This is a genomic window from Acinetobacter sp. LipI_19, from assembly GCF_058242925.1.
Map to the genome: position 1 here is coordinate 1,957,589 of NZ_JBZAYK010000001.1, position 25,085 is coordinate 1,982,673.

The following is a 25,085-nucleotide window of genomic DNA, read 5'->3' on the forward strand; positions in this document are numbered from 1 at the left end:
CAGTATTAATATCTGTGCTGAAACGTTATTTTTCAAGTAAGCTTATGGAAAAATATAGAAGATTAGTTTTTTAAACGTTTGTATTTTCAACGATATGCTTTAGAGTAAGGAGTATTGAGAGATTTTAGTATAATAACAATGTTGACTTTCGGTAAATCATTATCTGTATTAATTGCAGTATCTGCACTGTATGCCTGTGGCTACAAATCGCCAAATAGTGAAGAATTTCCCCACAAACATATCCAGCAATTAACACCGAATATATCAGGCATAGAATTCACATGGTTTAAAACGTCTGATGACATGAATAGAAAAGCCCTCAATGAAAATTTTATTGTTTACAATTGCCCTGAAAGTCATATAAAACAAAATCCTGTAAAGAATTTTAAAATATGTACTTACGATCTAAATCATGATCAACAGATTCAGCCTCATTTCATTGCTGCACAAACAAATCAATTGATCGATCAAATTGTCGCCTTAAATCACAATCACTTTCTCATCACTATAAAAACCTTTCAATCTGGTGTGAATAATCCAATGCAAGCTTATTTATTCAATGCACAGACACAAAATTTAACGGCCATGACTTCGTTTTCCTATGCTGCATTTTCTCAGACAATTTTAGAGCAAATGGTGCAAGAGAAAACATATCAAAAGAAAGTCTTAGAATATGACACAACAGTTTATTTTGATCCTCAATATATTTCGGCCAAAGCAGCCGCAGAAGCTCAAAAAGAACATAAACAACAGCAGCAATCTGTAATCAAAAATTTCAAAGATATTTTTAGAGACAAGCCTGAACAACCAAAACGTGATTTTTCACCAGATGATTATCCTGCTCAACCTGCCGAACCTTTTAATTTAAAACTCATTCAACAATTAAGGCTCTATCTACAACAGCACCAAGCAGAATGTTATTTAATTCTTGATCACGAAACACGGCTCTTAAAAACACCTCAAAGTTATCTCTATAGTCGCGATTTTTCCAAATTTCTGCCACAGTTGAAAGATGAGATAAGACTGCCTGAATGCAAAAAGCCAGTAGAGTTACCCACTGTAAATGCCAAATATCTAAAATATCAAAGTATTGATGATGTTCAAGGTTCAGGAAATCATTATATATTCTGGTTTACACCTATTGGCTATGACGTATTTGAAATCAAACAACATGGGCAAAATAAACAATTTAAGCTGCCCATTGACACTGCTTGGATATATCAAATTAGAAATAAACTGATCATCTCGGTTGATCAAACTTACTACATCATTCCACTTTCTTAATGAAGCATTTTAACCTCATAAAATTTTAAGCTACACAACCTATTAAGCTTTTAATGCACTTACACTTCCGACTTGGTTGCAGAACTTTGAGAAACTGCGCTATTCGCTGCGACATTTTGGGTAATCCATACATTTCCACCGATTACAGCACCCTGACCAATGGTAATACGCCCAAGAATAGTTGCACCTGCATAGATCACCACATTGTCTTCTACGATTGGGTGACGTGCATATTCTTTCTGTAAACGCCCAGAATCATCGATTTCAAAACGTTTAGCGCCAAGCGTTACGGCTTGGTAAATTCGCACATTTTTACCAATAATACAGGTTTCACCAATCACCACACCTGTACCATGATCAATAAAGAAACCTTGATCGACTTGTGCGCCTGGATGTATATCAATGCCAGTTTTTGAATGTGCAATCTCAGCAATTAAACGTGCCAACAGTGACAAGTCTTTTTTATAAAACTCATGTGCAATTCGGTGGTAAATAATTGCCAAAATACCCGGATAACACAATAAAACTTCATCGACACTTCGTGCAGCTGGATCACCATCATAGGCTGCAATCACATCTGTATCTAAAATTCGGCGTAGATCTGGTAATTTTTGTGCAAATTCACTGACGATACTTTGTGCCAATACCTCAATTACGTCGGCATTTTCGCTGTGCTTTTTATATTTATAATCATAAGTTAGATTAAGTTTGACTTGCTCCAATAATGAGTGCAAAGTTTTCTCAAGTGCATGTGCAATATAAAAATTTTCACTTTGTTGGCGTAGATCAGGTGGCCCTAGTCGCATAGGGAACAAGATACCACACAGATCATTCATGATTTTCTTAATTTCATCTTTTGAAGGTAATTCCCTACCGCCAAAGTCTTTTAAGCTTTTACGTTGAGTACGCCATTCATTACGAGCTTGTTGTAGCTCATCCACAATATTGGGGATATTCCATTGGGTCATATATTTACCTACTGAAATGACTTTTCACAATCCATGCGCTTAACATGAAATTTTATTATTCACTTTGAATATGTAAATACTATTTTATTAGCAATCTTGTAGATAAACATTCTTCGTATAAAGATATCTTTAAAAATCATTTAAATCTTATTTCAAAATAAGAATAAGCAATTCAATTTTTATTAATTTATTGAATATATAAAATCATTATAGTTGTTATCAATACATCTGATACATCAAGACTTAGATGTAATTCTAAGTTTGAAGAAAGGCAACTGAAATGACGAGTTTAAATCAACAACACTTTACCGAATTAACAACGGCTCAAATTGAAAATATCTTTGAACAAGCAAAACAACGTGTTGAAGATCATTATTTAGAATTTACGGGAACAATTTTACCTCATGAAGCATGGGCATTGTTTAAAGCGGGTCATGTGGTGATTGTCGATGTACGCACCAACGAAGAACGTAAATTTGTCGGCTATGTAGAAGATACTATTCATATTCCTTGGGCGACAGGAACTGCGCTGAACCGCAATCCACGCTTTGCCAAAGAACTTGAAACTAAAATTGGAAAAGACAAGATCATTCTACTGCTTTGTCGTAGTGGCAAACGTTCCGCAGCTGCTGCAAATGTGGCTTTTAATGCGGGTTTTGAAAATATTTACAATATCGAACAAGGCTTTGAAGGTGACCTTGACGAAAATGATCATCGTGGTTCTTTCAATGGATGGCGTTTCCACAACTTACCATGGCGTCAGGAATAAGGCTCTTGCTTTATTCCTCTTATGAATTTTTATAAGCAGTTGATAATGATTAAAAACGCTCTTAATTAGAATCAAATTAATGCAATAAATACCGGTCACAATTAAACACCAATAGCAAAATTCTTACTTTATTGGAGATGATAAAAACAGCATTTTTAAATCAGATGAGTAATCAATAAATTAATTTCCAATACCACCAAGGATTAAAACATGGCTAAGAACCAAGAAGTCACACGCCAAGCGCTAAATGATCAAGCAGCCCGTCAACTTGCCAATGCGACAAAAACAGTACCGCAACTCTCTACCATTACGCCACGTTGGCTAACACATTTATTGCAATGGACCCCTGTTGAAGCAGGTATCTATCGGGTCAATAAAGTCAGCAATACCGATGATATTCAGGTGGCTTGTACACAACGTGATGAAGCAACACTTCCACAAACTTTTGTCGACTATGAAGTTAATCCACGTGAATACTTTTTAAATGGTGTTTCCACAGTTCTGGATATTCATACTCGTGTTTCTGACTTATATAGTAGTCCTCACGATCAAATCAAAGAACAGTTACGCTTAACCATCGAAACAATTAAAGAACGTCAAGAAAGTGAATTAATCAATAATCCTGAATACGGCTTATTGGCAAGTGTTGCAGATGAGCAACGTATTTCCACTTTGACAGGTGCACCCACACCAGATGATTTTGATGATTTACTACGTAAAGTTTGGAAAGAGCCAGGCTTCTTCTTAGCACATCCCGATGCGATTGCAGCTTTTGGACGTGAATGTACCCGTCGTGGTGTTCCACCACCCACCGTAAGCCTATTTGGTTCACAGTTCATCACTTGGCGTGGTATTCCACTGATTCCTTCAAATAAAATTCCAGTTGAAGATGGCAAAACCAAAATCATCTTGTTACGCGTTGGTGAAAAGCGTCAAGGCGTTGTTGGCTTATTCCAACCAGGTCTTGCTGGTGAACAGGCACCTGGCCTATCTGTACGCTTTATGGGCATCAATCGTAATGCAATCGCCTCTTACTTAATCTCCTTATATTGTTCTCTTGCTGTGTTGACAGATGACGCACTCGCTGTGCTCGAAGATGTGGAGGTAGACAAGTACCATGACTATCCAACAACTTACAAGTAATCAATCTACTCCAGATATTTCTTCTGATCATATTGCTGATGCACCCATCAGTGAATCTGTCATTGCACAATTGGCTGCTGAATTTTTTTCAGCTTTACCCAAGCAAAACCCACAAGGTTTTAACTTTGATATACCCGATCAACGATCTCAAGGTATTAGTCACCAACCACAGCCTAAAGACCCAATTACTGCTTTGTCTGGGCGTATACCTGCCATTGTGCAACAGGCAAATTTAAACCCGGATTCTACACATCACTATGTAGAACCGACCGCCGACCATCCTGAGCGTAGAATTCTATCTTCTTCGCCCATTGTTGGTGGTGCAAATACTCCTGATCCATTTGCTGTCGGACAAAAGCTAGATTTGTCATTGAATCCTACACCAATCACACAACAGACAGCACCATCAAACCTAACAACGACTGCGCCACATCAAGCTCAATCGAGTTATTACTTTTTGGATCTGCCTCATCCTGAAGTTGCCAGTGCCCAAACAGTCAATACAAATGTGGCTCAAACTGATGTGCTTAAAAATCCATATGCGTTTGATCATTATCATGTGACAGATGACCAGCAATTAAAAAGTGTATTACAAGATCGTAATGACAAACCTGCAACAGCAGCGTCTGGTTATTATTTTCTTCAATCACCTACCATTGAAGCTGTTCGTCCGCATTTAGATGTGCAGATACCAGCGAATGCTCAGAACTATCAGCCCATTGATATTTTGCAAATCCGTCGGGATTTTCCCATCCTACAAGAACGTGTAAATGGTAAGCAATTGGTTTGGTTGGATAATGCAGCCACCACCCATAAACCTCAGGCGGTCATCGATCGAATTTCATATTTCTATCAACATGAAAACTCGAATATTCACCGCGCAGCACATGAACTTGCAGCACGTGCCAGTGATGCTTATGAGCATGCCCGGGATGTTGTGGCTCGCTTTATTGGGGCCGCTTCAGCAAAAAATATCGTCTTTGTTCGAGGTACAACAGAAGGTATTAATTTAATCGCAAAATCGTGGGGTAAACAGAATATTCAAGCGGGAGACGAAATTATTGTGTCCCATCTTGAGCATCATGCCAATATTGTGCCTTGGTACCAACTTAGTAAAGAAACTGGTGCAAAACTCCGTGTAATTCCTGTGGATGATACTGGTCAGATTCAAATTGAGGAATTTGTAAAATTGCTTAATCCTAGAACCAAACTGGTTTCGATCACACAGGTTTCTAATGCTTTGGGTACTGTAACGCCTACTCAAGAAATTATTGCATTGGCGCATGCAGCAGGTGTGCGAGTTTTGATTGATGGTGCTCAGTCTGTTTCGCATATGCCCACCAATGTTACTGCCTTAGATGCCGATTTCTTTGTGTTTTCTGGGCATAAAGTTTTTGGCCCAACGGGTATTGGCGCTGTTTATGCCAAGTCTGAATTACTTGATAGCATGCCTGTATGGGAAGGCGGCGGAAATATGATTCAGGATGTGACGTTTGAGAATGTAGTCTATCAACCTGCCCCAAATAAATTTGAAGCAGGTACGGGGAATATTGCAGATGCTGTTGGCTTAGGTGCTGCTTTAGAATACGTAGAAAGTATTGGAATCCATAACATTGCACGTTATGAACATGACTTGCTTGAATATGGTCAACATGCACTACAAAGCGTTTCTGGACTACGCCTGATTGGTACTGCATTAAATAAAGCCAGTGTGATGTCTTTTACACTGGCAGGCTATGAAACGGAAGAGGTCGGGAAAGTACTCAATCAATATGGTATCGCCGTGCGTACTGGGCATCATTGTGCCCAACCGATCTTACGCCGTTTCGGTGTTGAACGTACTGTACGCCCTTCTCTTGCGTTTTATAATACCACTGAGGAAATTGATTTATTGGTTTCAGTATTGCATCAACTCCGCCGTGCTAAACCTTATAAATCCTAATTTTAAACTTTAGCTTTTAAAGCTTAGTTTTTAAGTTTTAGTTTTCAAAGACTTTATTGATCGATCATAATCACATGCTTAATTAATTAGGCATGTGATTTTTCGAGGTGACGATTGTATGATCTATTTTTGAATGGGGATGCGTAATTCATCCAATTAGTGAAAATATCCCCTCAATTCGATAAAACGATACACTACAACAAAAAAATTAAGCCGCTATTTAGTTTAAATCAGGTTGATTTACCATTATTTTTATCAACCTATTTTTGCAACATTTTTAAGACTATATTACTCATAACTTTAAAAGTAAATATATCGGCTGTACCTGTTAGTAAGGACAGTAATTTTTAACGGACGTATCATTCCCAAATTTTTTACTAATATGCTGAGCCCATATAGCGCGCTTTTTATCCAGCCATTGCAATGTTTCAACATCTACTAAAGAAGGCTTGGGTGCAAAGGATTTATAATCATTGATGAATTTTCCCATCCAACAATAGCCAAAGAAGTTTTCAGACATCATCTTGTCTTCGAGATTGTAAATAGGGAATAGCTCTTTCTCATAACTTTTTAAAAAATAAAGCTTGGCTAATGATGATTTATAAATTGCGTCAGCCATCGCATTTTTCTTAGTCGTGTCAGCTAATCTATAAATAGGTGTATCAATATTGATAAATACATCACTTGTTTCTACGTATTTTTGAATGTCTTTTTTTGTTATTTCATTAGCAGAACATCCTATCGATACCAGTGGTATTAATATTAGAGTTAAAAATTTAAATTTCATAATTACCCACTTCCTTTATTGTCAAACTGCTTCAAGTCTACAACAGAACCTTCCCCCTTATACGTTCCATCTCCTGTTAACTGTTTTAACATTCCCGAATGATAATCTTCATTAAATATATTTTTAAATGTGGATCTGTTTACATATAGAGGACAATGATTATTTTCAGCCAATTGCCGAAGATGTACTATGGTTTCTGGAACAGTAATATTTTTTGCAATTCCTATTACTGCCAATACATCAAAAAAACTAAATCCTGTTTTAAGTCTGATTGAAAAGGTTTGTTTTTGAAATTGAGCAACTAATTTACTGGCTTCATGCATTGAGTGTTTCCGTACATACTGTTGAAACTTTACATACATCATAGTGTTGAAGGAAAGCTTATTAATCATTCCATCACCAAATTTGTTTATGTCATATTCCATACCAAAACGTAAAGCCAGTAGAAACTCTACTTTATTTGTGCGTTCCAGCCTTTGCCAATGATCTTCGTCAAAGAAAAAATTGTAAGGCGCAGCAATGTAGTAATTACCAACTTTAAACGCTGGATTACACGTTACAGAGGGATAGTTACAAACTTCAACATCCCTAGGAAACATACCCTTATCAGTTACAATAACGTCAGCCATAATTTTTTACCCTAAGTCATCATCTAGTGGAGGCATTGGTTTAGAAAGGTCATAAATTATTAGCTCTACCTGTTCCTCTTGATCACCTGAATCAATATGAACTGTATTTCCATCTTCATCAGTTTTCCCCTCAATAACTTCACCGTTTGCACGTTTCAATTGGTATGGAAAATCAACTAACGGTTTCTGAGTAGCTTTATCTAACAATTGGTGTTGCAAACCAAAATTTGTTGAGATTACTTTATCTATAAAGCTATTTTGTAAAGGCTCTTTTGAGCTTGAAGAACTTCTATAATTCTCACCTTGGCTTGTTCCAACAACATGATCTTGTTTAGGTAAAATTTTAGCTCCACAAGTCAATAAGTCATCAACATAAGCAACAGCTTTGCCATCCATAATAATATGATCATGGCTTTTAACAATTTCAGACCAACATTTGCACTTAGGGCAAAAGTGACCATCTCCAGCACGTAGAAATAGATTTCCCATTTGAGATGTTCGTTGTTGTGTTGCTTGAATGATGCCTCCATGATTTGTCATAGAGTTATGAATTGCAAAACCTTTAGTCATGATTAAAACCATCTTGGCACAAAAAGCCTTCAGGGGCCTTATCACCGATAAAGATATTTATAGCTACAGAGTTATTAGGGCTATCGACAATCTCATCACCATTCTCTAAGTGGCTTCCTACCAATGCAGCGGACTGACCATTTATAAGACAACCCTTGCCAGCACCTGAAATGATTTTAGAAATTGTCCCATCTGCGTAAATAGCATCGTCACCAACTAAAGCAATAGGCAATCCACCTATTCGGCTTTGCAATGCAGTCGCTTTAACTAACCCACCATTTTTGGTTTTAGCCCCATTTACCGCAAGGTAATAGATCTTTTTGGGTCTGTGTCGAAAATAAAGCTGCTCTGCTTTTATTGTTTGCTTTATGTCTTCTTGAGACATCTGCTTTAACTGCTCAATTGGTAATTCATGTAAAAATTTAGGTTTCGTCATACTGAGGCCAATTATTGTTATTGAATGAAGAACATAGCAATTGAAACATAAAACCAACTATTAAGACAAATTTAATAGAATTATTAAATAATTTTAATAATTTAAATTGATCAATATCTTTACACTATTCATATTTCAATCAACTCGCTTATCAAGCCTATTGACCAATGTTCTCAATTAGATCTCTTGAATCTTTCTTAACAAATCAGATATTCAAATAATTGGGTAATATTCATTGCCCTACAGTATTTTGAATAGTCATCAAGAACACTCTACTTACAATTTAACAATCACATGCTTGAGCATCTGAATAAAAAAGCGAGATACTACAAAAAATTAAACCTTGTATGTTATTTATGCCTTCAATCAAAAAACTTTTCCTACTATCTAGCTTAATTATAGCAACACAAGCTTTTGCCTTACCTCAAGACTCACGTCGTGCAGGTGGCATAGCGGTTATTCCTGTTGCTAAAACCGTGTTAAATGTCACTTATCAAGACAAACCTGTCTTGATCGTGGATGGTGAAAATGCAGTAAACCATATTGTTTTTGGTATTCCGCTTTCAGCGCCACTGGGTACACTGCAATTACAAAGCTCTAAAGGCCCAATTAATATTGAAGTGAAGCCATTTAAATACGCTGAGCAGCGCCTCAATGTAAAAAATCAGGACTACGTCAATCCGAATCAAGAACAACTTGATCGTTATAGCCAAGAAGCGAAAGAACAAAACAGTGTTTATAGCTCTTTTAGCCCTGCACAATGGAAAGACTTTCCAACATTTATCCGTCCTACAGCAGGAAAATTTAGTAATTCATTTGGTCGTAAACGCTTTTTTAATGGTGAAGAACGTGCTCCACATTCTGGTTTAGATATCCCTGCCCCCATCGGACAAAAAGTGGTTGCGCCTGCCGCAGGAACAGTGGTTGCCACAGGCAATTATTTCTTTAATGGAAATACCGTTATGATTGATCACGGACAAGGTCTGATCAGCATGTTTTGCCACCTCAGTAAAATCAATGTAGAAAAAGGGCAAATCTTGAAACAAGGTGAATTATTGGGATTGGTGGGTAAAACAGGACGAGTAACAGGTCCACATCTACACTGGGGAATGAGCTTAAATAATGCCCGAGTTGATCCACAATTATTTTTATCACTTTAATTTTGCAAGCAAAATGCAAAGAAAACTTTGAACATTTGTTTCAAAAATGGTCCTTTTAAAGAAATACACATTTTGTAATAATTTATTTTTTAAAAAATTGTTAGCATGAGTCATGAATTTAAAAAGTTAGAGCACATAAAAAAAAGCCAATCTAAGGATTGGCTTTTTAGAATAATAATTTAATTATTCAGCTAAAATTATTTCAAAATCATGGGTGATTTCAACACCACCATCGGATAGCATTTTACTTGCTGAGCAATACTTTTCGGCTGATAATTCAACAGCTTTCGCTACTTGCTTCTCTTTTACATCATGCCCTGTTACCACAAAATGTAAATGTATCTTCGTAAATACAGCTGGAATCGTGTCTGCTCGATCCGCTTTGAGCTGACAAACAACATTTGTTACATTTTGCCTAGATTTCTTTAAAATGGTCACAATATCGAATGAAGCACACCCACCAAGTCCCATTAATATGAGTTCCATAGGACGTGGGCCACGGTTTTCACCACCATATTCAGCAGAACCATCCATCACAATTTGATGACCACTTTCTGATTTTGCTTCGAAAGCAACATTCTCTAACCAATGAACGCTAGTTTGCATTGCAACTACCTAAAAAAAGCTATAAATTTACGGGGTACCTGTACACTAGCATAAAATGAGTTGATAAGGAATTTCATCTCTACTGCTTCTACGTGACGAGTTCAATTTAGATCAACAGATCTAGTTATTATCCAATTCGGAATTTTTAAGCATGTCTTCTAATTTTGCACAACTTAGTACAGATGCTTTGTCTCCTGGTCAACTACCTGAGTCAGTCAAAGCTTTGCTCAAAAGAGCCCACATCAATCGTTTTCCAAAACGCTCAACGATTATTGATGCAGGTTCAGAGTCAAAATCACTGTATTTAATTTTAAAAGGTTCAGTTTCAATTATTTTACGTGAAGATGATGAACGTGAAATTGTTGTTGCATATTTGAACCCTGGGGACTTTTTTGGGGAAATGGGATTATTTGAGCAGAATCCACAACGTACTGCGGAAGTAAGAACCCGTGACGTATGTGAAATTGCTGAAATTTCATATGACAATTTCCACGAAATTAGTAAACAATATCCTGACTTAAGTTATGCCGTATTTGCACAACTTGTTCGTCGTTTAAAAAATACAACACGCAAAGTAACTGACCTTGCATTTATTGATGTATCTGGTCGTATTGCACGTTGTTTAATTGATCTTTCAGCACAGCCTGAAGCGATGATCTTGCCAAACGGCCGCCAAATCCGCATTACTCGCCAAGAAATTGGTCGTATTGTGGGCTGTTCCCGTGAAATGGTTGGTCGTGTTCTAAAAACACTTGAAGAACAAGGCATGATCGAAACCGACGGTAAAGCCATCCTTATATTTGATGTATCTTTAGAAGAATCTAATTTTTCTGAAGACGAACTAAGCACAGATGATGAATAAAACTTGAGAACAAATTTGAGAATTTATTTCCTTAAAGAATTATGTTGAATGGGGTAAATATCAAATATTGTCAAAAAGTTGAAATATAGTTTAAAAGCAAACTCCCGAGTTTGCTTTTTTCATGTTGCTAGAACTACACAGTGAATGACTGTGAGCTGGTCTCATGACCATGCTATAAAACTAGACCAAGCTAAAATGAGCATTTTATAAAAGAATCAGATAACTTTATCTTATTTTGATAATTAGAAACATTTTTTCACTTAGTTATCAAATTTAAATTACGCTATTATTCTCACAAGATACTGAATATTAGTTTTGAAGGACATAAAATGAAGTCAAATCGTTTAGGGCATTCTGATCTTGTGGTCCCTGAAATTTGTTTAGGTACCATGACCTTTGGTGAACAAAATAATCAGAATGAAGCATTTGAACAACTTGCTTATGCAATCGATCAAAATATCCATTTCTGGGATACTGCTGAAATGTATCCGGTACCCCCTAAACCAGAGACACAGGGATCGACTGAAAGCATCATAGGGAATTGGATTGCTCAAAACGGTCAGCGTGACAAACTTATCATTGCCACAAAAATTGCAGGCCCCCAACAAGGTGGCAGTCAAATTCGTGATGGGCATACCAAGTTTATAGAAGCAGAGATCAGTAGTGCTATTGATAGCTCGCTCAAGCGCTTACAAACAGACTATATAGATCTTTATCAACTGCACTGGCCACAACGCCCTGTTAACTTCTTTGGCACGCTGGGTTACAGCAATCAGCTTGCGGCACGTACACAAGACATCACCCCGCTTGCTGAAACCTTAGAAGCACTCTCGAAAGAAGTTAAAAAAGGGCGTATTCGTCATATTGGCTTATCCAATGAGACACCTTGGGGTACCTTAAAGTTTTTACATTTAGCTGAACAATTGGGCTTAGAAAAAATTGTGAGTGTACAAAACCCTTATAGTTTGCTCAATCGTACTTATGAAATTGGGATGTCTGAGATCGCACAACACGAGGGCGTTGGCTTACTCGCTTACTCACCCTTAGCCTTTGGTTACTTAACTGGCAAGTATCGCCACGGCGCACGCCCTGAAAAAGGACGTATTACACTATTTTCTCGCTTTAGCCGCTATAGCAATCCACAGAGCGATTGGGCGACAGAACAATATGCACAGCTTGCAGAAAAACATGGTTTAAGCCTTACCCAATTGGCTTTAGCATTTATTAAACAACAATTTTTTGTGAGTAGTACCATTATTGGTGCGACTACGCTCGAGCAACTAAAAGAGAATATTCAGGCCTTTGATACCCAATTGTCTGAAGAAATCTTATTGGAAATAGATGCGATTCATCAGCAGCAGCCAAACCCTGCACCTTAAGCACAATTTTTGAAACGCTCATTGTTCTACGTTGTTTTCAATAAAAAAGGATGCATAAGCATCCTTTTTTATTCGATAGGTTTTATCAAAAAACTTATCTTCCGCCTCGCGCAGTATAAACTGCCATTGCAGCAGGTAAATTCTTTTTCATTGCATTGATACGATTAACATCAGATGGATGTGTTGACAGTAATGCAGAACCTTTTCCTCCACCCTGTTTCGCCATTTTTTCCCACAAGCTAATTGCTGCTTGAGGATTATAGCCAGCTTTTGCCATCATCATTAAGCCGCCCTCATCTGCACGGCTCTCTAAACTACGTGAGTATGGTAAACCCACTCCAACTTGGCTTCCCAAATCGAGAGCAGCATTACCTAATTCACCAATTTGGCTACCTGCATACGATTTACCAATTCCTACTGCAAGATTGGTCAACGCTTGCGCACCTAATTTTTGTTTAGAATGTTCTTCTAAAGCATGGGTCATTTCATGTCCCATTACTGCAGCAACTTCAGCTTCAGATAGATTGAGTCGATTTACAATCCCTGTGTAAAAAACCACTTTACCACCGGGTGCGACATAAGCATTGATTTCGTCTGACTTAAGGACAGCCAACTGCCAATCAAATCTTTGACCCGTTTGGTTCATTTGATCTGCAAAAGGTTTTAATCGGATAAATGCTGCATTCACTTTTTTATAAGTTGCAGAAGTTGTATCTAGAGTCTTATTCAAACGTGCTTCTTGCACCGTTTTATTAAAGCCTTGTGTTGCGTTTAAATTAAGCGTTGCAGAATCAGCACCTGCCATATCCGCAATAGTTGAGCACCCTGAAATTGAAATGGCAGTCGCCGCACAAAGACTAAGCATTAATTTATTGTTCATTATAATCAACTCCATGGAGAACAATGAAAAGCACTGTGGATTATATGCAAATGTTACATAAGGTTAAATCAATAAGATCCATTAATTCATATTAATTATGTAAGTGAAATTTTACAAAAATTGAATCGCCAACCAATAGATGAGACAAATCACATTAAGCATCAAATATATGTTTTTCAATGGAATAATTTTTGTCTCTAACAATTGGTCGTTTCTTTTGATAAATAAAAATGCATTTTGGATCAAAATAACAGGAACCAGCACACATGCAACCATTACACTCAGACCTAACAATGCATTATTGATAATATTCAGATCAGTGGTTTGAGCCTGAATAATCAGCATTGCAATCGTTGGAGCACCGCCCATTGCGAAAATCAGAGAGTAAAATATTGTGCTCGATATATTCTTTTGCATCCTACAAACTCAATGTGTATATAAAAGGACATTTTAACAAGCTAAGCTTGAAAACCTAGCCTGATTGATATCGACTTTAGTCTTTTTTAGCTTTAAATAAAAAGCCCGATTTACATCGGGCTGAACACTCTGCGATCAAATTACTTTTTAACAACAGATTGATAGATTTGCTTTGCTTCAACCATATTTTTGTTTAAATCTGATATACGGTCGTTATTTGATGGATGTGTTGAAGTGAACTTCTGTACACCATTATTACTGCCGCCATCAATCTTGTTCATTTTTTGCCAAACACTGATTGCCGCTTCAGGATTATAGCCAGCTTTCGCCATAAGCATTAATCCACCACGGTCAGCAGATGATTCTAAACTACGTGAATATGGCAGACCTACACCATATTTACTCCCGATGTCTAAAGCTTGAGTGCCGACTGAACCCAATTTATCGCCTGCATAGGTTTTGCCCATTTTCACAGCAAAGTCAGTAATTGCCGTTGCACCAGCACCACGTTTAGAATGCTCCTCTAAGGCATGGGTCATTTCATGTCCCATAATGGCAGCAATTTCAGCATCAGTCAGTTTCAATTGATTGACAATACCTGTAAAGAATACAACCTTACCGCCAGGCATTACAAATGCATTGAGTTCATTTGATTTAAGTACACTCAATTGCCAGTCAAATTTTTGACCAGTTTGATTTGCTTGATCAGCAAAAGGTTTCATCTTTAAGAAAACAGCATTGACTCGTTTATATGTTGCAGATGTTGTATCAAGTGCTTTTTGTGCCCTTGCATCATCTACAAGAAGTTTATAATCTGCTGCTGCATTGAGGTTTAGCGTCGCAGAATCATTACCCGTTAATTCAGCAACAGTTGTACAACCTGTTAAGCCTATAGCCAACCCTAATCCAAGTAATAGTTTCTTGTTAATCATTATTTTCACCAAATTTCATAGATCTTATTGCAAGCTTCAAAACGAAGCTCAGCTCTTAGCGGCTGCATTATGTTGTATTTTACAAAAAAAATCAAAATATAATCACAGTTTATTTAAAACGCCTAAAAACAATAACAATAAAAAAAGCTCCCGAAGGAGCTTTTTAAAGATTGAATCAATTAAGCATCAAATGGATGACGCATCACAATTGTTTCATCACGATCTGGACCTGTTGAAATGATGTCGATAGGACATTCAATCAACTGCTCAATACGTTTTACATAATTAATTGCATTTTGTGGCAATTGATCTAATGATTTCGCACCAAACGTAGACTCAGACCAACCTGGCATAGTTTCATAAATTGGTTTTAAGGTTTCAAATGCAAGTGCATCTGTAGAACCTACACAACCTGAATCCGCAGCTTCATAACCGACACAGATTTTTACTTCTTCCAAACCATCTAAAACATCAAGTTTAGTTAAGCAAATACCTGATAATGAGTTTACATCTACAGAACGACGTAAGATTTCAGCATCAAACCAACCACAACGACGCTGACGACCAGTCGACGCACCAAATTCTGAACCCACAGTACCCAAGTGTTTACCAACTGCATCACCAACATCATTGGCAGCATCATAAACAAGCTCAGTTGGGAATGGACCTGCACCTACACGAGTTGTATAGGCTTTGGTAATTCCCAAAACATAGTCAAGATGCAATGGACCAAGACCTGAACCTGAACTTACACCACCAGCGGTAGTATTCGATGAAGTTACATATGGGTATGTACCATGATCAACATCAAGAAGTGAACCTTGCGCACCTTCAAACATGATGTTTGCACCATCTTTACGATAGTTATGCAATGTTGTAATCACATCTAAAACTAATGGCTTAACCACTTCACGCCATTGATCACAAAGTGCCAAAACATCTTCAACTTTAACGGCTTCAACACCGAAGAATTGAGTCAATTGGAAGTTATGGTATTCAAGAAGCTCTTCAAGCAGTGCTTTAAGATGATCGCCACCACGTACTAAATCTGCAACACGAATCGCACGACGAGCTACTTTATCTTCATAAGCAGGGCCAATACCACGACCAGTTGTACCGATTTTGGCATTACCACGTTTTTTCTCACGCGCTTGATCAAGTGCAATATGGTGAGGAAGAATCAACGGACAGTTTGGAGAAATACGCAGACGTTCACGAACGGGTACGCCTTCTTTCTCAAGAATATCCATCTCTTTGATCAATGCTTCAGGTGAAAGTACAACACCATTGCCAATTAAGCAAAGTACGTTTTCACGTAAAATACCTGATGGAATGAGGTGAAGAACTGTTTTCTTACCACCAACGACGAGCGTATGCCCTGCGTTATGTCCGCCTTGATAACGTACTACCGCAGCTGCTTGATCTGTGAGCAGGTCAACGATTTTACCTTTACCTTCGTCGCCCCATTGGGTACCGAGTACCACAACACTTTTGCCCATAATAGCCTCATTACATCATGCTGTTAAAATAGAAAACCAAATCGAATGACATGAACATTCAATCTGATCCTTAAATTGTTTCGATTTTCCACTCACCGGCAACATTCACCATCTGGTGGGTTGCATTTGGAACTGAGTTTAAATCGTCATTACCCAATAACTGAATTACACTTAAACCTTGTTGACGTGCTACGGCAATCGCATCCAGCAAAGTGGATTCGGTACCTTTCGGTGCAACCACTTTTTCAATCTGTTGACGTTGACCCGCACTTAAGGAATACAAGTCACAAGAAAAGCCTGTTGCAGGACGCGCGCGTCCAAAGTGTTCACCAATACCATCATAACGACCACCTTGTGCCAACGGTGCAGCACGGTTTGGTGCATACACGGCATACATTAACCCAGTGTGGTAATGGTACGAACGAAGCTCTACAACATCGATACCAATATTGAGTTTTGGCCAACGTGCTTGAATTTCTGTATATGTTGTTTTAAGTACCTCAAAAGCATTTTTAAATGCTTCATCAGCAAAAATTTCTGCGCTAATATTCGCTTGCAATGCATCCAGATCACTTGCATAACGACCTAAAGCATAAAAATCAGAACCAAATTCTAAATTTTGAGTGAATTCAGCAAGTTCTGGTAGTGCTTTGCGCTGATACAAATCAGATAAATGGCTTTCTGTTGATTTGTTTAAACCCACATGTTTTACCAGACTTCTAAACAGTCCTACATGCCCTAAATCAAGATGGATACCATCAGCTAAACCCGCGGTATTAAGCAGATTGAGCATCACATCGATCATTTCAACGTCTGCGTCAATACTGTCTGAACCAAATAACTCTGCACCTAACTGAAGTGGTGCACGCGTGGTATTAAAACCTTGTGGTTTAGTATGAAGTACAGTTCCTGCATAGCAGTAACGCGCCACACCTTGTACTTGATGTACATGGGCATCAATACGAGCCACTTGTGGTGTCATATCGGCACGCACACCAAGTAAACGACCTGAAAGTTGGTCGATGACTTTAAAAGTGGCTAAGTCTAAATCTTGATTCGATTCGGAGAGAGAAGAAAGAGATTCGATGTATTCGATGAATGGCGTATACACCAGCTGATAACCTCGTGATGCGAGGAAATCTAAAGCTTCACGGCGCAATTTTTCAATTACTTGCGCTTGCTCTGGTAATACATCAGCTACACCATCAGGTAATAACCATGTCTCTGAAATGGGCATGTTGTAAACCTAAATCCTGTCAGCGCGGAAGTAATCCGCATAAAAAAATCGGGAACACACCCGATTTCTCTTATTTTAGCACGATCATCTGCGCCATGCATTAATAAAATAACTTTTGATGCCTAGATAATTTGACCACTTATGCATAATTTAGGCAAAAAACTATCTATTACACATTACCCCACTTCAATTCTTTGTATTTATTTAACTTTTCACACAAGTGTTGATTGCTATTTGCGTTGTTGAAAATATAATTTATTCGTTTAGAAAAACAGCATCTATTTAAAGCAACTGAAATACTAAAAACTGGGGAAGTATGGAACTACATAGCAACTTATATTACACGCATCCAAATACGGAAATCATGCAAAAGCTAGGCCGTTTATTTCAAGAGCATCGCGGTGAACAAGACAAATTTATTGCTGTTGCAGTTGAGCTCAATTCACAATTGGGGCAAGAACTTGCAGAAGATCTTTTAAATACAGTTGACAATATTGAGTTTGATTTGGGTCCTGAATCATTACACACTATTGCAGGCTATTCAGTTGCCCATTTTGTGCATGGTTCTTCGGGTGATGAGTTTATCGAAGCAATCCTACTTTTCTTAAAAGCATTACTCCCTGAAATTCACACTCTGGCTTGGGGTAGTGGGGATGATGACCCGTGGGAATTCTGGTTTAAATTTGAAGGCGATGAGTTGATTCGTGAAGATGATGAACCTTTCAATGATCCTGAACAAGATGACGAAATAAAATCTTCCATTTATACATGGTGGCATACAGGTTTACCTGAAAAAATCAAAGAAGGTTTCTTAAACCAAGAATAAATTTTTATTCAGATTTAAAGGGAAGTACAAAATCGAATCGCTGTACTTCCCTGTTATTTTGACTCTTTCAGCTATTTTAAATAGTCCTCGATACTCACCACTTGTGAAAACATTTGAAAGGCTGACAAACAGGCTGTTTGTACATCTTCTGCTTCAACTGTTTTGCCTGAATAGCTCAATTGACGCGTCGCTGTAGCGTCTGCAATGATCGTCGGTTGATAAGCAAATTCTGCCGCTGCACGTGACGTCGCATCAACACACATATGCGTCATCATGCCACTAATCACCAATTTATCAACATTCAGTCGCTCTAATTCTGCTTTTAAAGTGGTTTGAAAAAAGCTATTGGGATAATGTTTTTCAATCACAATTGAATCGATCTTAACACGTAAACCCGAATGTAGTGCTACACCCTGCGTTCCTGCTTCAAAAAATGTAGCATTGGGTTGATTGGCAATATGCTGAATATAAATAATCGGCTGCTCACGCTTTATAAATAGATCTTCCAATCGATTGATATGTTTTAAAGCCTGTTCCGCACAGAACAACTCCATCTTCCCTTGAGGAAAATAATCGTTTTGTACATCTATCACTAATAATGCTGTTTGACTCATGGTGTTTCCCTAACCCTTGTGTTGATGTTTTTATAAGATTAATCAAAACAACTGGCGATTTGCAGTCACTCATGAAAGAATAATCGATTAGAAACTTTCAAACTGAAAATTTGTTCAATTCACTATGTTGCCAAATGACCCAATTGACCTCAAAATTTTAAAAATACTAAAAACTGATTCTCGGTTAAGCAATAAAGAGATCGGAAAATTAGTACACCGTACAGGCCAAGCTGTAGGAAGTCGCATTGCGCGAATGCAAGATGAAGGCACAATTCAGAAATATACGATTACGCTACAGAACCAATCAACACAATTTATACGTGTGATGATGCAGACTAATGAATTTGAACAGTTTGAAGCATTTATCGCTCAATTTGAGTCAATTGAAAGTTGCTATAAAGTCTGTGGTTCCGCTTGCTATATGCTGGTTGCGCATTTTGATAGTCATGCAATCAATCTATTTATCGAGCAACTCTCTAAATGGGGACAATATTCAGTAGATAGTGTCGTAAGAGCAATTGAAACTCAGCCTTAATTTTATATCCAAATCCATATCATGTAAGAATAACAAATGAAATCTTCAGAAAAAACATTACGCGAACATAGTAAATTTCTAAGTTTAGTACTTCGACATCAACCAGAAACCATTGCAATCCAACTCGATTCTGAAGGCTGGACGGATGTACACATCCTTTTACAGCAAATGATCAAACACAGAAGACCACTTAAACTCGTAGAGTTGATTGAGGTCGTTGAAAGCAGTGATAAAAAACGCTTCCAACTTTCACCTGATCAAAACAAAATCCGCGCAGTACAAGGTCACTCTAGTGCTCAGGTTCAACGTGAGTATGTTGCTATTACGCCACCCGATACACTTTTTCATGGCACAGCAACTCGCTTTGTCGACAGTATTTTAGAAAAAGGCTTAATTTCAGGTGAACGTCATCACGTACATTTATCTGCTGATTTAGTCACAGCCCAGAAAGTGGGACAACGACATGGCAAAGTCATCATTTTCATCCTAGACACCAAACAGATGCATCAAGATGGTTTCCAATTTTATTGTGCTGAAAATGGGGTTTGGTTGACTGAACAAGTGCCGATAAAATATTTAAAGTTATTCGAAAGCGAATCAAAAAAACTAATCCAGCGGTAAGGCTGTGGTCTGTTTAATCTTCTGTAAAGGGATTTCAGTTTTGACATTCTGGATCCCTGGAATTTTATTTAAATGATTAATTTGAAATTTACGATATGCCTCTAAATCAGAAACCACAATACGTAAGAAAAAATCACAATCTCCTGCCATAAGTTGACATTCAACAATTTCAGAAATATTCATAATGCTTTCGATAAATCGATTGACCGCTTGTTCATCCTGACTCTTTAACCAAATTCGTGCAAAGACTGTCAAACTAAGATCTACTTTGTGTGGATTGACCAATGCAACATATTGGTCAATGATCCCCTCATCCTCCAGTTGCTTTACTCGTCTTAAACAAGGTGAAGCGGATAAACCTATCTGTTCTGCCAATTCATTATTTTGTAGTTTTCCATTACGTTGTAATGCACACAGAATACGCCGATCTATCTGATCCAATTTCATAAAATTATTTCTAGTAGATAAAACCAAAAAATAACATATTCCAGCAATAATATTGCAAAAATTATTTTACAGGCAGCAATTTTAGCAAAATATAGCGAATCAATTGGCATAAAATAAAAATCATCTTGTTTTACCGACCATTGAGCGACTCATGTTAAGTTTTAAGAACGCTACGACTGAACTGACCTATTCAATTGAATTTAGAGAGTTTGTACGTGGGCTTAAAACCTCTATTCCAATGCTACTGGGTATTATCCCTTTTGCACTGGTTTTAGGAACGCAAGCAGCGCAAAAAGGATTTTCTGCCTTAGAAGTTCCATTGTTAACAGGACTCAATTTTGCTGGTGGTTCTGAATTCGCCATTATTGAAGTCTGGACGCAACCACCTCAATTGTTGTTTTTAATTCTGATCACTTTTCTGGTCAACAGCCGCCATATTTTAATGGGTGCAAGTTTAGCACCCTATATTCGACATTTGCCCAATCGTAAAGCCCTTCCATTATTATTTTTTATGTGTGATGAGAGTTGGGCCCTTAGCATTACGGATTCACACAAACAAAACCCTCGCAATCCCTATGCAGGATTTAGTGTGTTTTTTTATATCGGCCTTTGTTTTGCGTTATATGTTATGTGGGTGGTTTTTACCACTATGGGAGTCGGCATTGGTTCTTTCCTTGGTGATGTCACAAAGTTTGGTTTTGACATGGCATTCCCCGCAGTTTTTCTGGTGCTTTTACGCGGAATGTGGAAAGGCTTTAAACCCGCACTGCCTTGGTTGATTAGTCTGATTGCCGCTGCACTGGCCTATTATTATCTACCCAAAGGCTGGTATGTATTGATTGGTTCTATTTCAGGAATTATCGCTGCTTTTTTACTGATTGGAGATGAAGAATGATTCATATGACGACATTCATCGCCATTGTTTGTGTGGGATTAACAACCTACTTAACTCGAATTTTAGGCTATTTACTGTTAAAGAATAGACATCTCAGCAAAAGAACCACGCGAATTTTACAGGTTATCCCCGGCTGTGTTTTGATATCAGTGATTGCACCCTACTTTGTTACAGATCAACCAGCCAACTTGATTGCAATTATCATCACACTATTCGCAGCTTGTTATTTTTCATTATTACCCACTGTACTGATCAGTATCATTGCAACAGGGATTTTGAGATACTTTATGCTTTAAACGTTCTCAATAGCCTGTCACTCCTGACTTGATGCAATTCAAAACCTCAATTAAGGTTTTGAATTTTGCTGTAATATTTTAATTAATTCAGCATTTTGAAACTCAACTTGAGTCAAACGTGTTGAGGTATTGTCTAAAACTTCCTGCTGTACATGCATTTTTTTAGCCAAATCTTGCATAATTTGTAAGGTTTGTTTGAGATGTTGCTCTTGTGCATGGATCTGTTGCTCATGATTCTGCACATGCTTAAGCCATTCAAGGTTTTCTTTCTTTAACTTTCCCATTTGCCAAATCACAAACATCATGGCCAGATAAAGAATCACAATAACCAAATATATGAAAAACATCATTCCCCCCCAACAAAACATGTCAATCTTCGTCTTGATTAAACTCAAGTCATTAAAGTTATTTTTAAGTGATAAATATTAGATTAATAAAATGATTCACACAAATCTAACAAGCGATTTGCATAGCCCCATTCGTTATCATACCAAGCAAACACTTTCGCCTGTTGACCCACGACCATAGTTTGAGTCAGATCAACAATCAGTGAATAAGGTGAATGATTAAAGTCACTTGAAACCAATTGCTCATCTGTAACAGACATAATCTCAGCATAATCATATTTTGCTGCTTGAATTAAGGTTTGGTTAATTAAATGAGCTGTTACAGGCGCTTTAGCAATAAATGTTAAATCAATGGCGGCAACATTAATTGTTGGTACACGGATTGAAAAACCATCAATACGGTTTTCCATTTTGGGCATGACTTGTTTTAATGCACCCAAAGCAGAAGATGTAGTTGGAATAATATTTTGTCCTGAGGCACGTGCGCGGCGTAAATCTCGATGTGCATGATCCAGTACAGATTGATCTGCTGTGACCGCATGAATTTCAGTCATTAATGCGCTGTCAATTCCAAATGCATCATCAATAATTTTGACCAAAGGGACTAAAGCTTGTGTGGTACATGACACACCCGAAATAATTTGATCACTAGCTTTAACATCATGATGATTTACCCCATAAACAATGGCAGCATCAACAGTATCAAAAGGTGCAGCACCGATAATGACGCGTTTTGCACCAGCTGTTATATGTTGTGTTGCAGCGGCTCTTGAACGAAACAGCCCTGTACATTCTAAAACAACATCAATATTAAGCGCTTCCCAAGGCAATAATTCAGGATTGGCTTGTCTTAAAATTTGAACTTTCTGTTTAATTTGCCGTGCGTCAATCAACATATAAAGCTGTCCATCTTCTTGTAAGATATTCACCGCACCATCAAAACGACCATGCGTTGTATCGTATTTAAATAAATGAACCAGCGTTTCAACATCCGCAATATCATTAATGGCAACAATTTCAAAATGGAAGCTTTTCGGATTTTCAAACCAAGCACGTAATACATTCCGTCCAATTCGCCCGAATCCGTTTATTGCCACACGTTGCATCAGATGTCCTTTTACAGCCAAACTACTTTATGCGTATATGTTATAAGATTTATAGAGTCTACTGTTAAAATATGTTTTATTTAGTCATAAAATTTTCTCAAAAATAAGTTTTTAATTTATTTAGGATAAAATAAATGTATTCCCCCATTCAAAATACTTTTAAATTAAATCAATTACCTTACCTTTACTGTATGATTTTACTAACTTTTTCATGTATACAATCAACACATGCCCAAGATCTCTATTCGCGATGCACAGAGCCACAGACTAAACAACTCATTCAAAAATTCAACTTAAACACCCAACAAAATTTAGATTCCCTTTATCCTGTATTACAAACCTGCTTAACGATCGGGAAACATCAACAGATTATTGCAATCAGCAATCCTGTTCCAATGCAATCTGGCTTTGCGGATTATAATTTGAATTTATATTTGATCGATCCTGCATCTTCAAAAATTTTAAATCATTATACTTATCCAAAAATCATCTCTTCAAATGCTGGTCAGTTTGAAAGTTTAAAATTTGATATTCACCACTTTTCTACCGACAATGCGACACCAGTCATTGGTCTAGCCTTAACCTATGGGCATTTAGGTAGAATTTACTATACAATACGTGAAATAAAGTTATTCAAAATCAGCAATCAACAAATGCAATTGGTTTTAGATAAATTTATGACGAATTACTCAGCTGGCGAAAGACCGTCTCTATGTGAAAATAATGCACAAACTGAGACTCAAATTTTACTTCACCCCTTAAAACAGAACAGTCATGGTTTAGCAGATATTCAATTAACGGAAAAAACAGAGCGTATAACACTTAACGAAAAAAACTGTAGTACCCAGCGTATTGTCAAAAAGCAACGCCATATCATGAAATTTGATGGGAAAAAATATCATTTTGAACATGTTAATTTTTTAGACTTTGGAATTTAATTGTATTTTGAACTTTTTATAGATGAGCGCATGAAAACATTACAAATTGTATTGAACGCTGCACTGCTTTTGATTACTGGAAATAGTTTTGCAGCACCTTATCAAGCTTGTTCAGAACAATTACAAGATTCTTTAATTCAAAAATTTAAACTAACCAACCCAAGTTTTGCAAAGACTGAAGCTAAAACATATAAAAGCTGTATCAATTTGGACAGTACACAAAGAATTCAATTGGTTGCCATTAGCCAACCGATTAATTATAAATCTTATGATGATATGGAGCATGATCTAAATTTATATTTAATTGACTCTTCTCATCATAAAATTCTGCAAAAGTATAAAGCCCCAGAAACTTTTTATTCAGATGCAGATCATTATGATGGAGCAAAACTCCACAACACAAGATTTTCAACCTTGCCGAATACAGATGTGATCGGCTTAGAGACCTCATCCTCACATGAAGGTGGTTTTACCTATAGCCATAATAATCTTGCTTTATTTAAAGTTAATCCTCGCCAACCAATTAAACAAGTTTTTGCGGGTATTGGAACAAATGATAGTGGCTATGAAAGAATTGGAAATTGTATAGGAAATAATACCAGTTCAGATGTAAGACGTATTTTAGTGCTTTCCAACAAAACCACACATGGTTTACAAGATATTGTATTAAAAGAAATCAAAGACCAAACGAAAACCAACTATCAGACATGCAAATCTGTAAAAAAACAATATAAACAACAACAGACCATTAAATTTAATGGTCAAGAATATAAATTACAGCATAATGATCTACTGGGAATTGACCCTTTTTAAGCAAGCTTAAATACGATAATGGTAAAGTGGCTAAGTTTTAAATTTATACAACCAAAATTTACTCCAGACGAAAGTTGAAAATGTATAGAAATACCAATAATTCACCTTAAAATCATTGGTGGACACTACATTTTCCGTTATACTTTG

At 37.2% G+C, this 25,085-nt stretch carries 29 protein-coding genes; 14 read left to right on the top strand and 15 right to left on the bottom strand.

The window, feature by feature from the left end:
* Positions 1-138: 138 nt before the first annotated feature.
* Positions 139-1,284 carry a hypothetical protein gene (locus tag AC4CVF_RS09530; protein WP_490789285.1) on the top strand — a complete coding sequence of 382 codons (1,146 nt, stop codon included), beginning with the start codon at positions 139-141 and terminating at the stop codon, positions 1,282-1,284.
* A 59-nt stretch (positions 1,285-1,343) separates the two neighbouring features.
* Here the strand turns inward: AC4CVF_RS09530 and epsC are convergent, their stop codons facing one another.
* Positions 1,344-2,252, bottom strand: coding sequence for a serine O-acetyltransferase EpsC (gene epsC / locus AC4CVF_RS09535; RefSeq protein WP_490789286.1), 909 nt, complete (start codon positions 2,250-2,252; stop codon positions 1,344-1,346).
* Positions 2,253-2,532: 280 nt separating this feature from the next.
* Between epsC and AC4CVF_RS09540 the strand changes: the two genes are divergently transcribed.
* From AC4CVF_RS09540 to AC4CVF_RS09550, 3 genes are all read left to right on the top strand, one after another.
* A complete protein-coding gene (locus AC4CVF_RS09540) occupies positions 2,533-3,021 on the top strand; it encodes a rhodanese-like domain-containing protein (protein WP_004721117.1) in 489 nt (162 codons plus the stop codon).
* A 210-nt stretch (positions 3,022-3,231) separates the two neighbouring features.
* A complete protein-coding gene (locus AC4CVF_RS09545; protein ID WP_004721119.1) occupies positions 3,232-4,164 on the top strand; it encodes a family 2A encapsulin nanocompartment shell protein in 933 nt (310 codons plus the stop codon).
* Positions 4,139-6,106, top strand: coding sequence for a family 2A encapsulin nanocompartment cargo protein cysteine desulfurase (locus AC4CVF_RS09550; protein ID WP_490789287.1), 1,968 nt, complete (start codon positions 4,139-4,141; stop codon positions 6,104-6,106). The genes AC4CVF_RS09545 and AC4CVF_RS09550 overlap by 26 nt, the downstream gene beginning before the upstream one ends.
* A gap of 328 nt (positions 6,107-6,434) precedes the next feature.
* Here the strand turns inward: AC4CVF_RS09550 and AC4CVF_RS09555 are convergent, their stop codons facing one another.
* Genes AC4CVF_RS09555 through AC4CVF_RS09570 form a run of 4 tightly spaced genes read right to left on the bottom strand, consistent with a single transcriptional unit; the run spans position 6,435 to position 8,528 of the window.
* Positions 6,435-6,893 carry a hypothetical protein gene (locus tag AC4CVF_RS09555; protein WP_333667274.1) on the bottom strand — a complete coding sequence of 153 codons (459 nt, stop codon included), beginning with the start codon at positions 6,891-6,893 and terminating at the stop codon, positions 6,435-6,437.
* Between the two features lie 2 nt (positions 6,894-6,895).
* A complete protein-coding gene (locus AC4CVF_RS09560) occupies positions 6,896-7,522 on the bottom strand; it encodes a hypothetical protein (RefSeq protein ID WP_335954936.1) in 627 nt (208 codons plus the stop codon).
* 6 nt (positions 7,523-7,528) lie between these two features.
* Positions 7,529-8,092 (bottom strand): PAAR domain-containing protein, encoded by a 564-nt coding sequence (locus AC4CVF_RS09565; RefSeq protein ID WP_335954937.1) that lies wholly within the window; start codon positions 8,090-8,092, stop codon positions 7,529-7,531.
* Positions 8,085-8,528: a PAAR domain-containing protein gene (locus tag AC4CVF_RS09570; RefSeq protein WP_336953118.1), complete on the bottom strand. Its 444-nt coding sequence runs from the start codon at positions 8,526-8,528 to the stop codon at positions 8,085-8,087. The genes AC4CVF_RS09565 and AC4CVF_RS09570 overlap by 8 nt, the downstream gene beginning before the upstream one ends.
* 356 nt (positions 8,529-8,884) lie before the next feature.
* Here AC4CVF_RS09570 and AC4CVF_RS09575 point away from each other — a divergent pair, with 356 nt between their 5' ends.
* Entirely contained in the window at positions 8,885-9,688 is an 804-nt protein-coding gene (locus tag AC4CVF_RS09575) for a peptidoglycan DD-metalloendopeptidase family protein (RefSeq protein WP_419327387.1), read from the top strand.
* A 183-nt stretch (positions 9,689-9,871) separates the two neighbouring features.
* On the opposite strand, the gene AC4CVF_RS09580 is transcribed toward AC4CVF_RS09575, so the two are convergent.
* Positions 9,872-10,294, bottom strand: a complete 423-nt coding sequence (locus tag AC4CVF_RS09580) for an OsmC family protein (protein ID WP_336953120.1) — start codon at positions 10,292-10,294, stop codon at positions 9,872-9,874.
* 151 nt (positions 10,295-10,445) lie between these two features.
* Between AC4CVF_RS09580 and crp the strand changes: the two genes are divergently transcribed.
* Positions 10,446-11,156, top strand: a complete 711-nt coding sequence (gene crp, locus AC4CVF_RS09585) for a cAMP-activated global transcriptional regulator CRP (protein WP_004721139.1) — start codon at positions 10,446-10,448, stop codon at positions 11,154-11,156.
* Between the two features lie 329 nt (positions 11,157-11,485).
* Positions 11,486-12,535, top strand: a complete 1,050-nt coding sequence (locus AC4CVF_RS09590) for an NADP(H)-dependent aldo-keto reductase (RefSeq protein ID WP_336953122.1) — start codon at positions 11,486-11,488, stop codon at positions 12,533-12,535.
* Between the two features lie 94 nt (positions 12,536-12,629).
* Here AC4CVF_RS09590 and AC4CVF_RS09595 read toward each other — a convergent pair whose 3' ends face one another.
* The 5 genes from AC4CVF_RS09595 to AC4CVF_RS09615 form a co-directional block, all read right to left on the bottom strand.
* Positions 12,630-13,415, bottom strand: a complete 786-nt coding sequence (locus tag AC4CVF_RS09595; protein WP_336953123.1) for a M48 family metallopeptidase — start codon at positions 13,413-13,415, stop codon at positions 12,630-12,632.
* 111 nt (positions 13,416-13,526) lie between these two features.
* Complete coding sequence (locus AC4CVF_RS09600) at positions 13,527-13,832, bottom strand: hypothetical protein (RefSeq protein WP_336953124.1); 306 nt, start codon at positions 13,830-13,832, stop codon at positions 13,527-13,529.
* A 140-nt stretch (positions 13,833-13,972) separates the two neighbouring features.
* Complete coding sequence (locus tag AC4CVF_RS09605) at positions 13,973-14,764, bottom strand: M48 family metallopeptidase (RefSeq protein WP_336953126.1); 792 nt, start codon at positions 14,762-14,764, stop codon at positions 13,973-13,975.
* A gap of 179 nt (positions 14,765-14,943) precedes the next feature.
* A complete protein-coding gene (locus tag AC4CVF_RS09610) occupies positions 14,944-16,263 on the bottom strand; it encodes an adenylosuccinate synthase (protein WP_419820525.1) in 1,320 nt (439 codons plus the stop codon).
* A gap of 70 nt (positions 16,264-16,333) precedes the next feature.
* Complete coding sequence (locus AC4CVF_RS09615) at positions 16,334-17,500, bottom strand: ATP phosphoribosyltransferase regulatory subunit (RefSeq protein WP_209826323.1); 1,167 nt, start codon at positions 17,498-17,500, stop codon at positions 16,334-16,336.
* Between the two features lie 316 nt (positions 17,501-17,816).
* Between AC4CVF_RS09615 and AC4CVF_RS09620 the strand changes: the two genes are divergently transcribed.
* The gene (locus tag AC4CVF_RS09620; RefSeq protein ID WP_490773961.1) at positions 17,817-18,326 is read left to right on the top strand and encodes a hypothetical protein; all 510 of its coding nucleotides are present in this window, start codon (positions 17,817-17,819) and stop codon (positions 18,324-18,326) included.
* A gap of 71 nt (positions 18,327-18,397) precedes the next feature.
* On the opposite strand, the gene AC4CVF_RS09625 is transcribed toward AC4CVF_RS09620, so the two are convergent.
* Entirely contained in the window at positions 18,398-18,940 is a 543-nt protein-coding gene (locus tag AC4CVF_RS09625; protein WP_490789288.1) for a cysteine hydrolase family protein, read from the bottom strand.
* Between the two features lie 124 nt (positions 18,941-19,064).
* Here AC4CVF_RS09625 and AC4CVF_RS09630 point away from each other — a divergent pair, with 124 nt between their 5' ends.
* Positions 19,065-19,475, top strand: a complete 411-nt coding sequence (locus tag AC4CVF_RS09630) for an Lrp/AsnC family transcriptional regulator (RefSeq protein ID WP_490789289.1) — start codon at positions 19,065-19,067, stop codon at positions 19,473-19,475.
* Positions 19,476-19,511: 36 nt separating this feature from the next.
* A complete protein-coding gene (locus tag AC4CVF_RS09635; protein WP_105712858.1) occupies positions 19,512-20,096 on the top strand; it encodes an RNA 2'-phosphotransferase in 585 nt (194 codons plus the stop codon).
* Here AC4CVF_RS09635 and AC4CVF_RS09640 read toward each other — a convergent pair.
* Entirely contained in the window at positions 20,082-20,537 is a 456-nt protein-coding gene (locus AC4CVF_RS09640) for an Lrp/AsnC family transcriptional regulator (protein WP_034614550.1), read from the bottom strand. The two genes, AC4CVF_RS09635 and AC4CVF_RS09640, sit on opposite strands and share 15 nt — an antisense overlap.
* A 157-nt stretch (positions 20,538-20,694) precedes the next feature.
* Here AC4CVF_RS09640 and AC4CVF_RS09645 point away from each other — a divergent pair, with 157 nt between their 5' ends.
* Positions 20,695-21,438 carry an AzlC family ABC transporter permease gene (locus AC4CVF_RS09645; RefSeq protein ID WP_004721160.1) on the top strand — a complete coding sequence of 248 codons (744 nt, stop codon included), beginning with the start codon at positions 20,695-20,697 and terminating at the stop codon, positions 21,436-21,438.
* On the top strand, positions 21,435-21,734 hold the full coding sequence (locus AC4CVF_RS09650; protein ID WP_262085811.1) for an AzlD family protein: 300 nt from the start codon (positions 21,435-21,437) through the stop codon (positions 21,732-21,734). Before AC4CVF_RS09645 ends, AC4CVF_RS09650 begins: the two co-directional genes overlap by 4 nt.
* A 50-nt stretch (positions 21,735-21,784) precedes the next feature.
* On the opposite strand, the gene AC4CVF_RS09655 is transcribed toward AC4CVF_RS09650, so the two are convergent.
* Both AC4CVF_RS09655 and AC4CVF_RS09660 read right to left on the bottom strand, forming a co-directional pair.
* Positions 21,785-22,081 (bottom strand): hypothetical protein, encoded by a 297-nt coding sequence (locus AC4CVF_RS09655; RefSeq protein ID WP_004721164.1) that lies wholly within the window; start codon positions 22,079-22,081, stop codon positions 21,785-21,787.
* An 83-nt stretch (positions 22,082-22,164) separates the two neighbouring features.
* On the bottom strand, positions 22,165-23,187 hold the full coding sequence (locus AC4CVF_RS09660; RefSeq protein ID WP_490789290.1) for a type I glyceraldehyde-3-phosphate dehydrogenase: 1,023 nt from the start codon (positions 23,185-23,187) through the stop codon (positions 22,165-22,167).
* Positions 23,188-23,321: 134 nt separating this feature from the next.
* Here AC4CVF_RS09660 and AC4CVF_RS09665 point away from each other — a divergent pair, with 134 nt between their 5' ends.
* Together AC4CVF_RS09665 and AC4CVF_RS09670 are read left to right on the top strand one after the other, a co-directional pair.
* A complete protein-coding gene (locus AC4CVF_RS09665; RefSeq protein WP_490789291.1) occupies positions 23,322-24,125 on the top strand; it encodes a PA3715 family protein in 804 nt (267 codons plus the stop codon).
* 30 nt (positions 24,126-24,155) lie between these two features.
* Positions 24,156-24,938 carry a PA3715 family protein gene (locus AC4CVF_RS09670; RefSeq protein WP_419327383.1) on the top strand — a complete coding sequence of 261 codons (783 nt, stop codon included), beginning with the start codon at positions 24,156-24,158 and terminating at the stop codon, positions 24,936-24,938.
* The last annotated feature ends 147 nt before the right edge of the window (positions 24,939-25,085 follow it).

Coding starts and splice junctions, on each gene's coding strand:
- AC4CVF_RS09530 (WP_490789285.1), top strand. CDS start 139: ATGTTGACTTTCGGTAAATCATTATCTGTATTAATTGCAGTATCTGCA.
- epsC (WP_490789286.1), bottom strand. CDS start 2,252: ATGACCCAATGGAATATCCCCAATATTGTGGATGAGCTACAACAAGCT.
- AC4CVF_RS09540 (WP_004721117.1), top strand. CDS start 2,533: ATGACGAGTTTAAATCAACAACACTTTACCGAATTAACAACGGCTCAA.
- AC4CVF_RS09545 (WP_004721119.1), top strand. CDS start 3,232: ATGGCTAAGAACCAAGAAGTCACACGCCAAGCGCTAAATGATCAAGCA.
- AC4CVF_RS09550 (WP_490789287.1), top strand. CDS start 4,139: ATGACTATCCAACAACTTACAAGTAATCAATCTACTCCAGATATTTCT.
- AC4CVF_RS09555 (WP_333667274.1), bottom strand. CDS start 6,893: ATGAAATTTAAATTTTTAACTCTAATATTAATACCACTGGTATCGATA.
- AC4CVF_RS09560 (WP_335954936.1), bottom strand. CDS start 7,522: ATGGCTGACGTTATTGTAACTGATAAGGGTATGTTTCCTAGGGATGTT.
- AC4CVF_RS09565 (WP_335954937.1), bottom strand. CDS start 8,092: ATGACTAAAGGTTTTGCAATTCATAACTCTATGACAAATCATGGAGGC.
- AC4CVF_RS09570 (WP_336953118.1), bottom strand. CDS start 8,528: ATGACGAAACCTAAATTTTTACATGAATTACCAATTGAGCAGTTAAAG.
- AC4CVF_RS09575 (WP_419327387.1), top strand. CDS start 8,885: ATGCCTTCAATCAAAAAACTTTTCCTACTATCTAGCTTAATTATAGCA.
- AC4CVF_RS09580 (WP_336953120.1), bottom strand. CDS start 10,294: ATGCAAACTAGCGTTCATTGGTTAGAGAATGTTGCTTTCGAAGCAAAA.
- crp (WP_004721139.1), top strand. CDS start 10,446: ATGTCTTCTAATTTTGCACAACTTAGTACAGATGCTTTGTCTCCTGGT.
- AC4CVF_RS09590 (WP_336953122.1), top strand. CDS start 11,486: ATGAAGTCAAATCGTTTAGGGCATTCTGATCTTGTGGTCCCTGAAATT.
- AC4CVF_RS09595 (WP_336953123.1), bottom strand. CDS start 13,415: ATGAACAATAAATTAATGCTTAGTCTTTGTGCGGCGACTGCCATTTCA.
- AC4CVF_RS09600 (WP_336953124.1), bottom strand. CDS start 13,832: ATGCAAAAGAATATATCGAGCACAATATTTTACTCTCTGATTTTCGCA.
- AC4CVF_RS09605 (WP_336953126.1), bottom strand. CDS start 14,764: ATGATTAACAAGAAACTATTACTTGGATTAGGGTTGGCTATAGGCTTA.
- AC4CVF_RS09610 (WP_419820525.1), bottom strand. CDS start 16,263: ATGGGCAAAAGTGTTGTGGTACTCGGTACCCAATGGGGCGACGAAGGT.
- AC4CVF_RS09615 (WP_209826323.1), bottom strand. CDS start 17,500: ATGCCCATTTCAGAGACATGGTTATTACCTGATGGTGTAGCTGATGTA.
- AC4CVF_RS09620 (WP_490773961.1), top strand. CDS start 17,817: ATGGAACTACATAGCAACTTATATTACACGCATCCAAATACGGAAATC.
- AC4CVF_RS09625 (WP_490789288.1), bottom strand. CDS start 18,940: ATGAGTCAAACAGCATTATTAGTGATAGATGTACAAAACGATTATTTT.
- AC4CVF_RS09630 (WP_490789289.1), top strand. CDS start 19,065: ATGTTGCCAAATGACCCAATTGACCTCAAAATTTTAAAAATACTAAAA.
- AC4CVF_RS09635 (WP_105712858.1), top strand. CDS start 19,512: ATGAAATCTTCAGAAAAAACATTACGCGAACATAGTAAATTTCTAAGT.
- AC4CVF_RS09645 (WP_004721160.1), top strand. CDS start 20,695: ATGTTAAGTTTTAAGAACGCTACGACTGAACTGACCTATTCAATTGAA.
- AC4CVF_RS09650 (WP_262085811.1), top strand. CDS start 21,435: ATGATTCATATGACGACATTCATCGCCATTGTTTGTGTGGGATTAACA.
- AC4CVF_RS09655 (WP_004721164.1), bottom strand. CDS start 22,081: ATGTTTTTCATATATTTGGTTATTGTGATTCTTTATCTGGCCATGATG.
- AC4CVF_RS09660 (WP_490789290.1), bottom strand. CDS start 23,187: ATGCAACGTGTGGCAATAAACGGATTCGGGCGAATTGGACGGAATGTA.
- AC4CVF_RS09665 (WP_490789291.1), top strand. CDS start 23,322: ATGTATTCCCCCATTCAAAATACTTTTAAATTAAATCAATTACCTTAC.
- AC4CVF_RS09670 (WP_419327383.1), top strand. CDS start 24,156: ATGAAAACATTACAAATTGTATTGAACGCTGCACTGCTTTTGATTACT.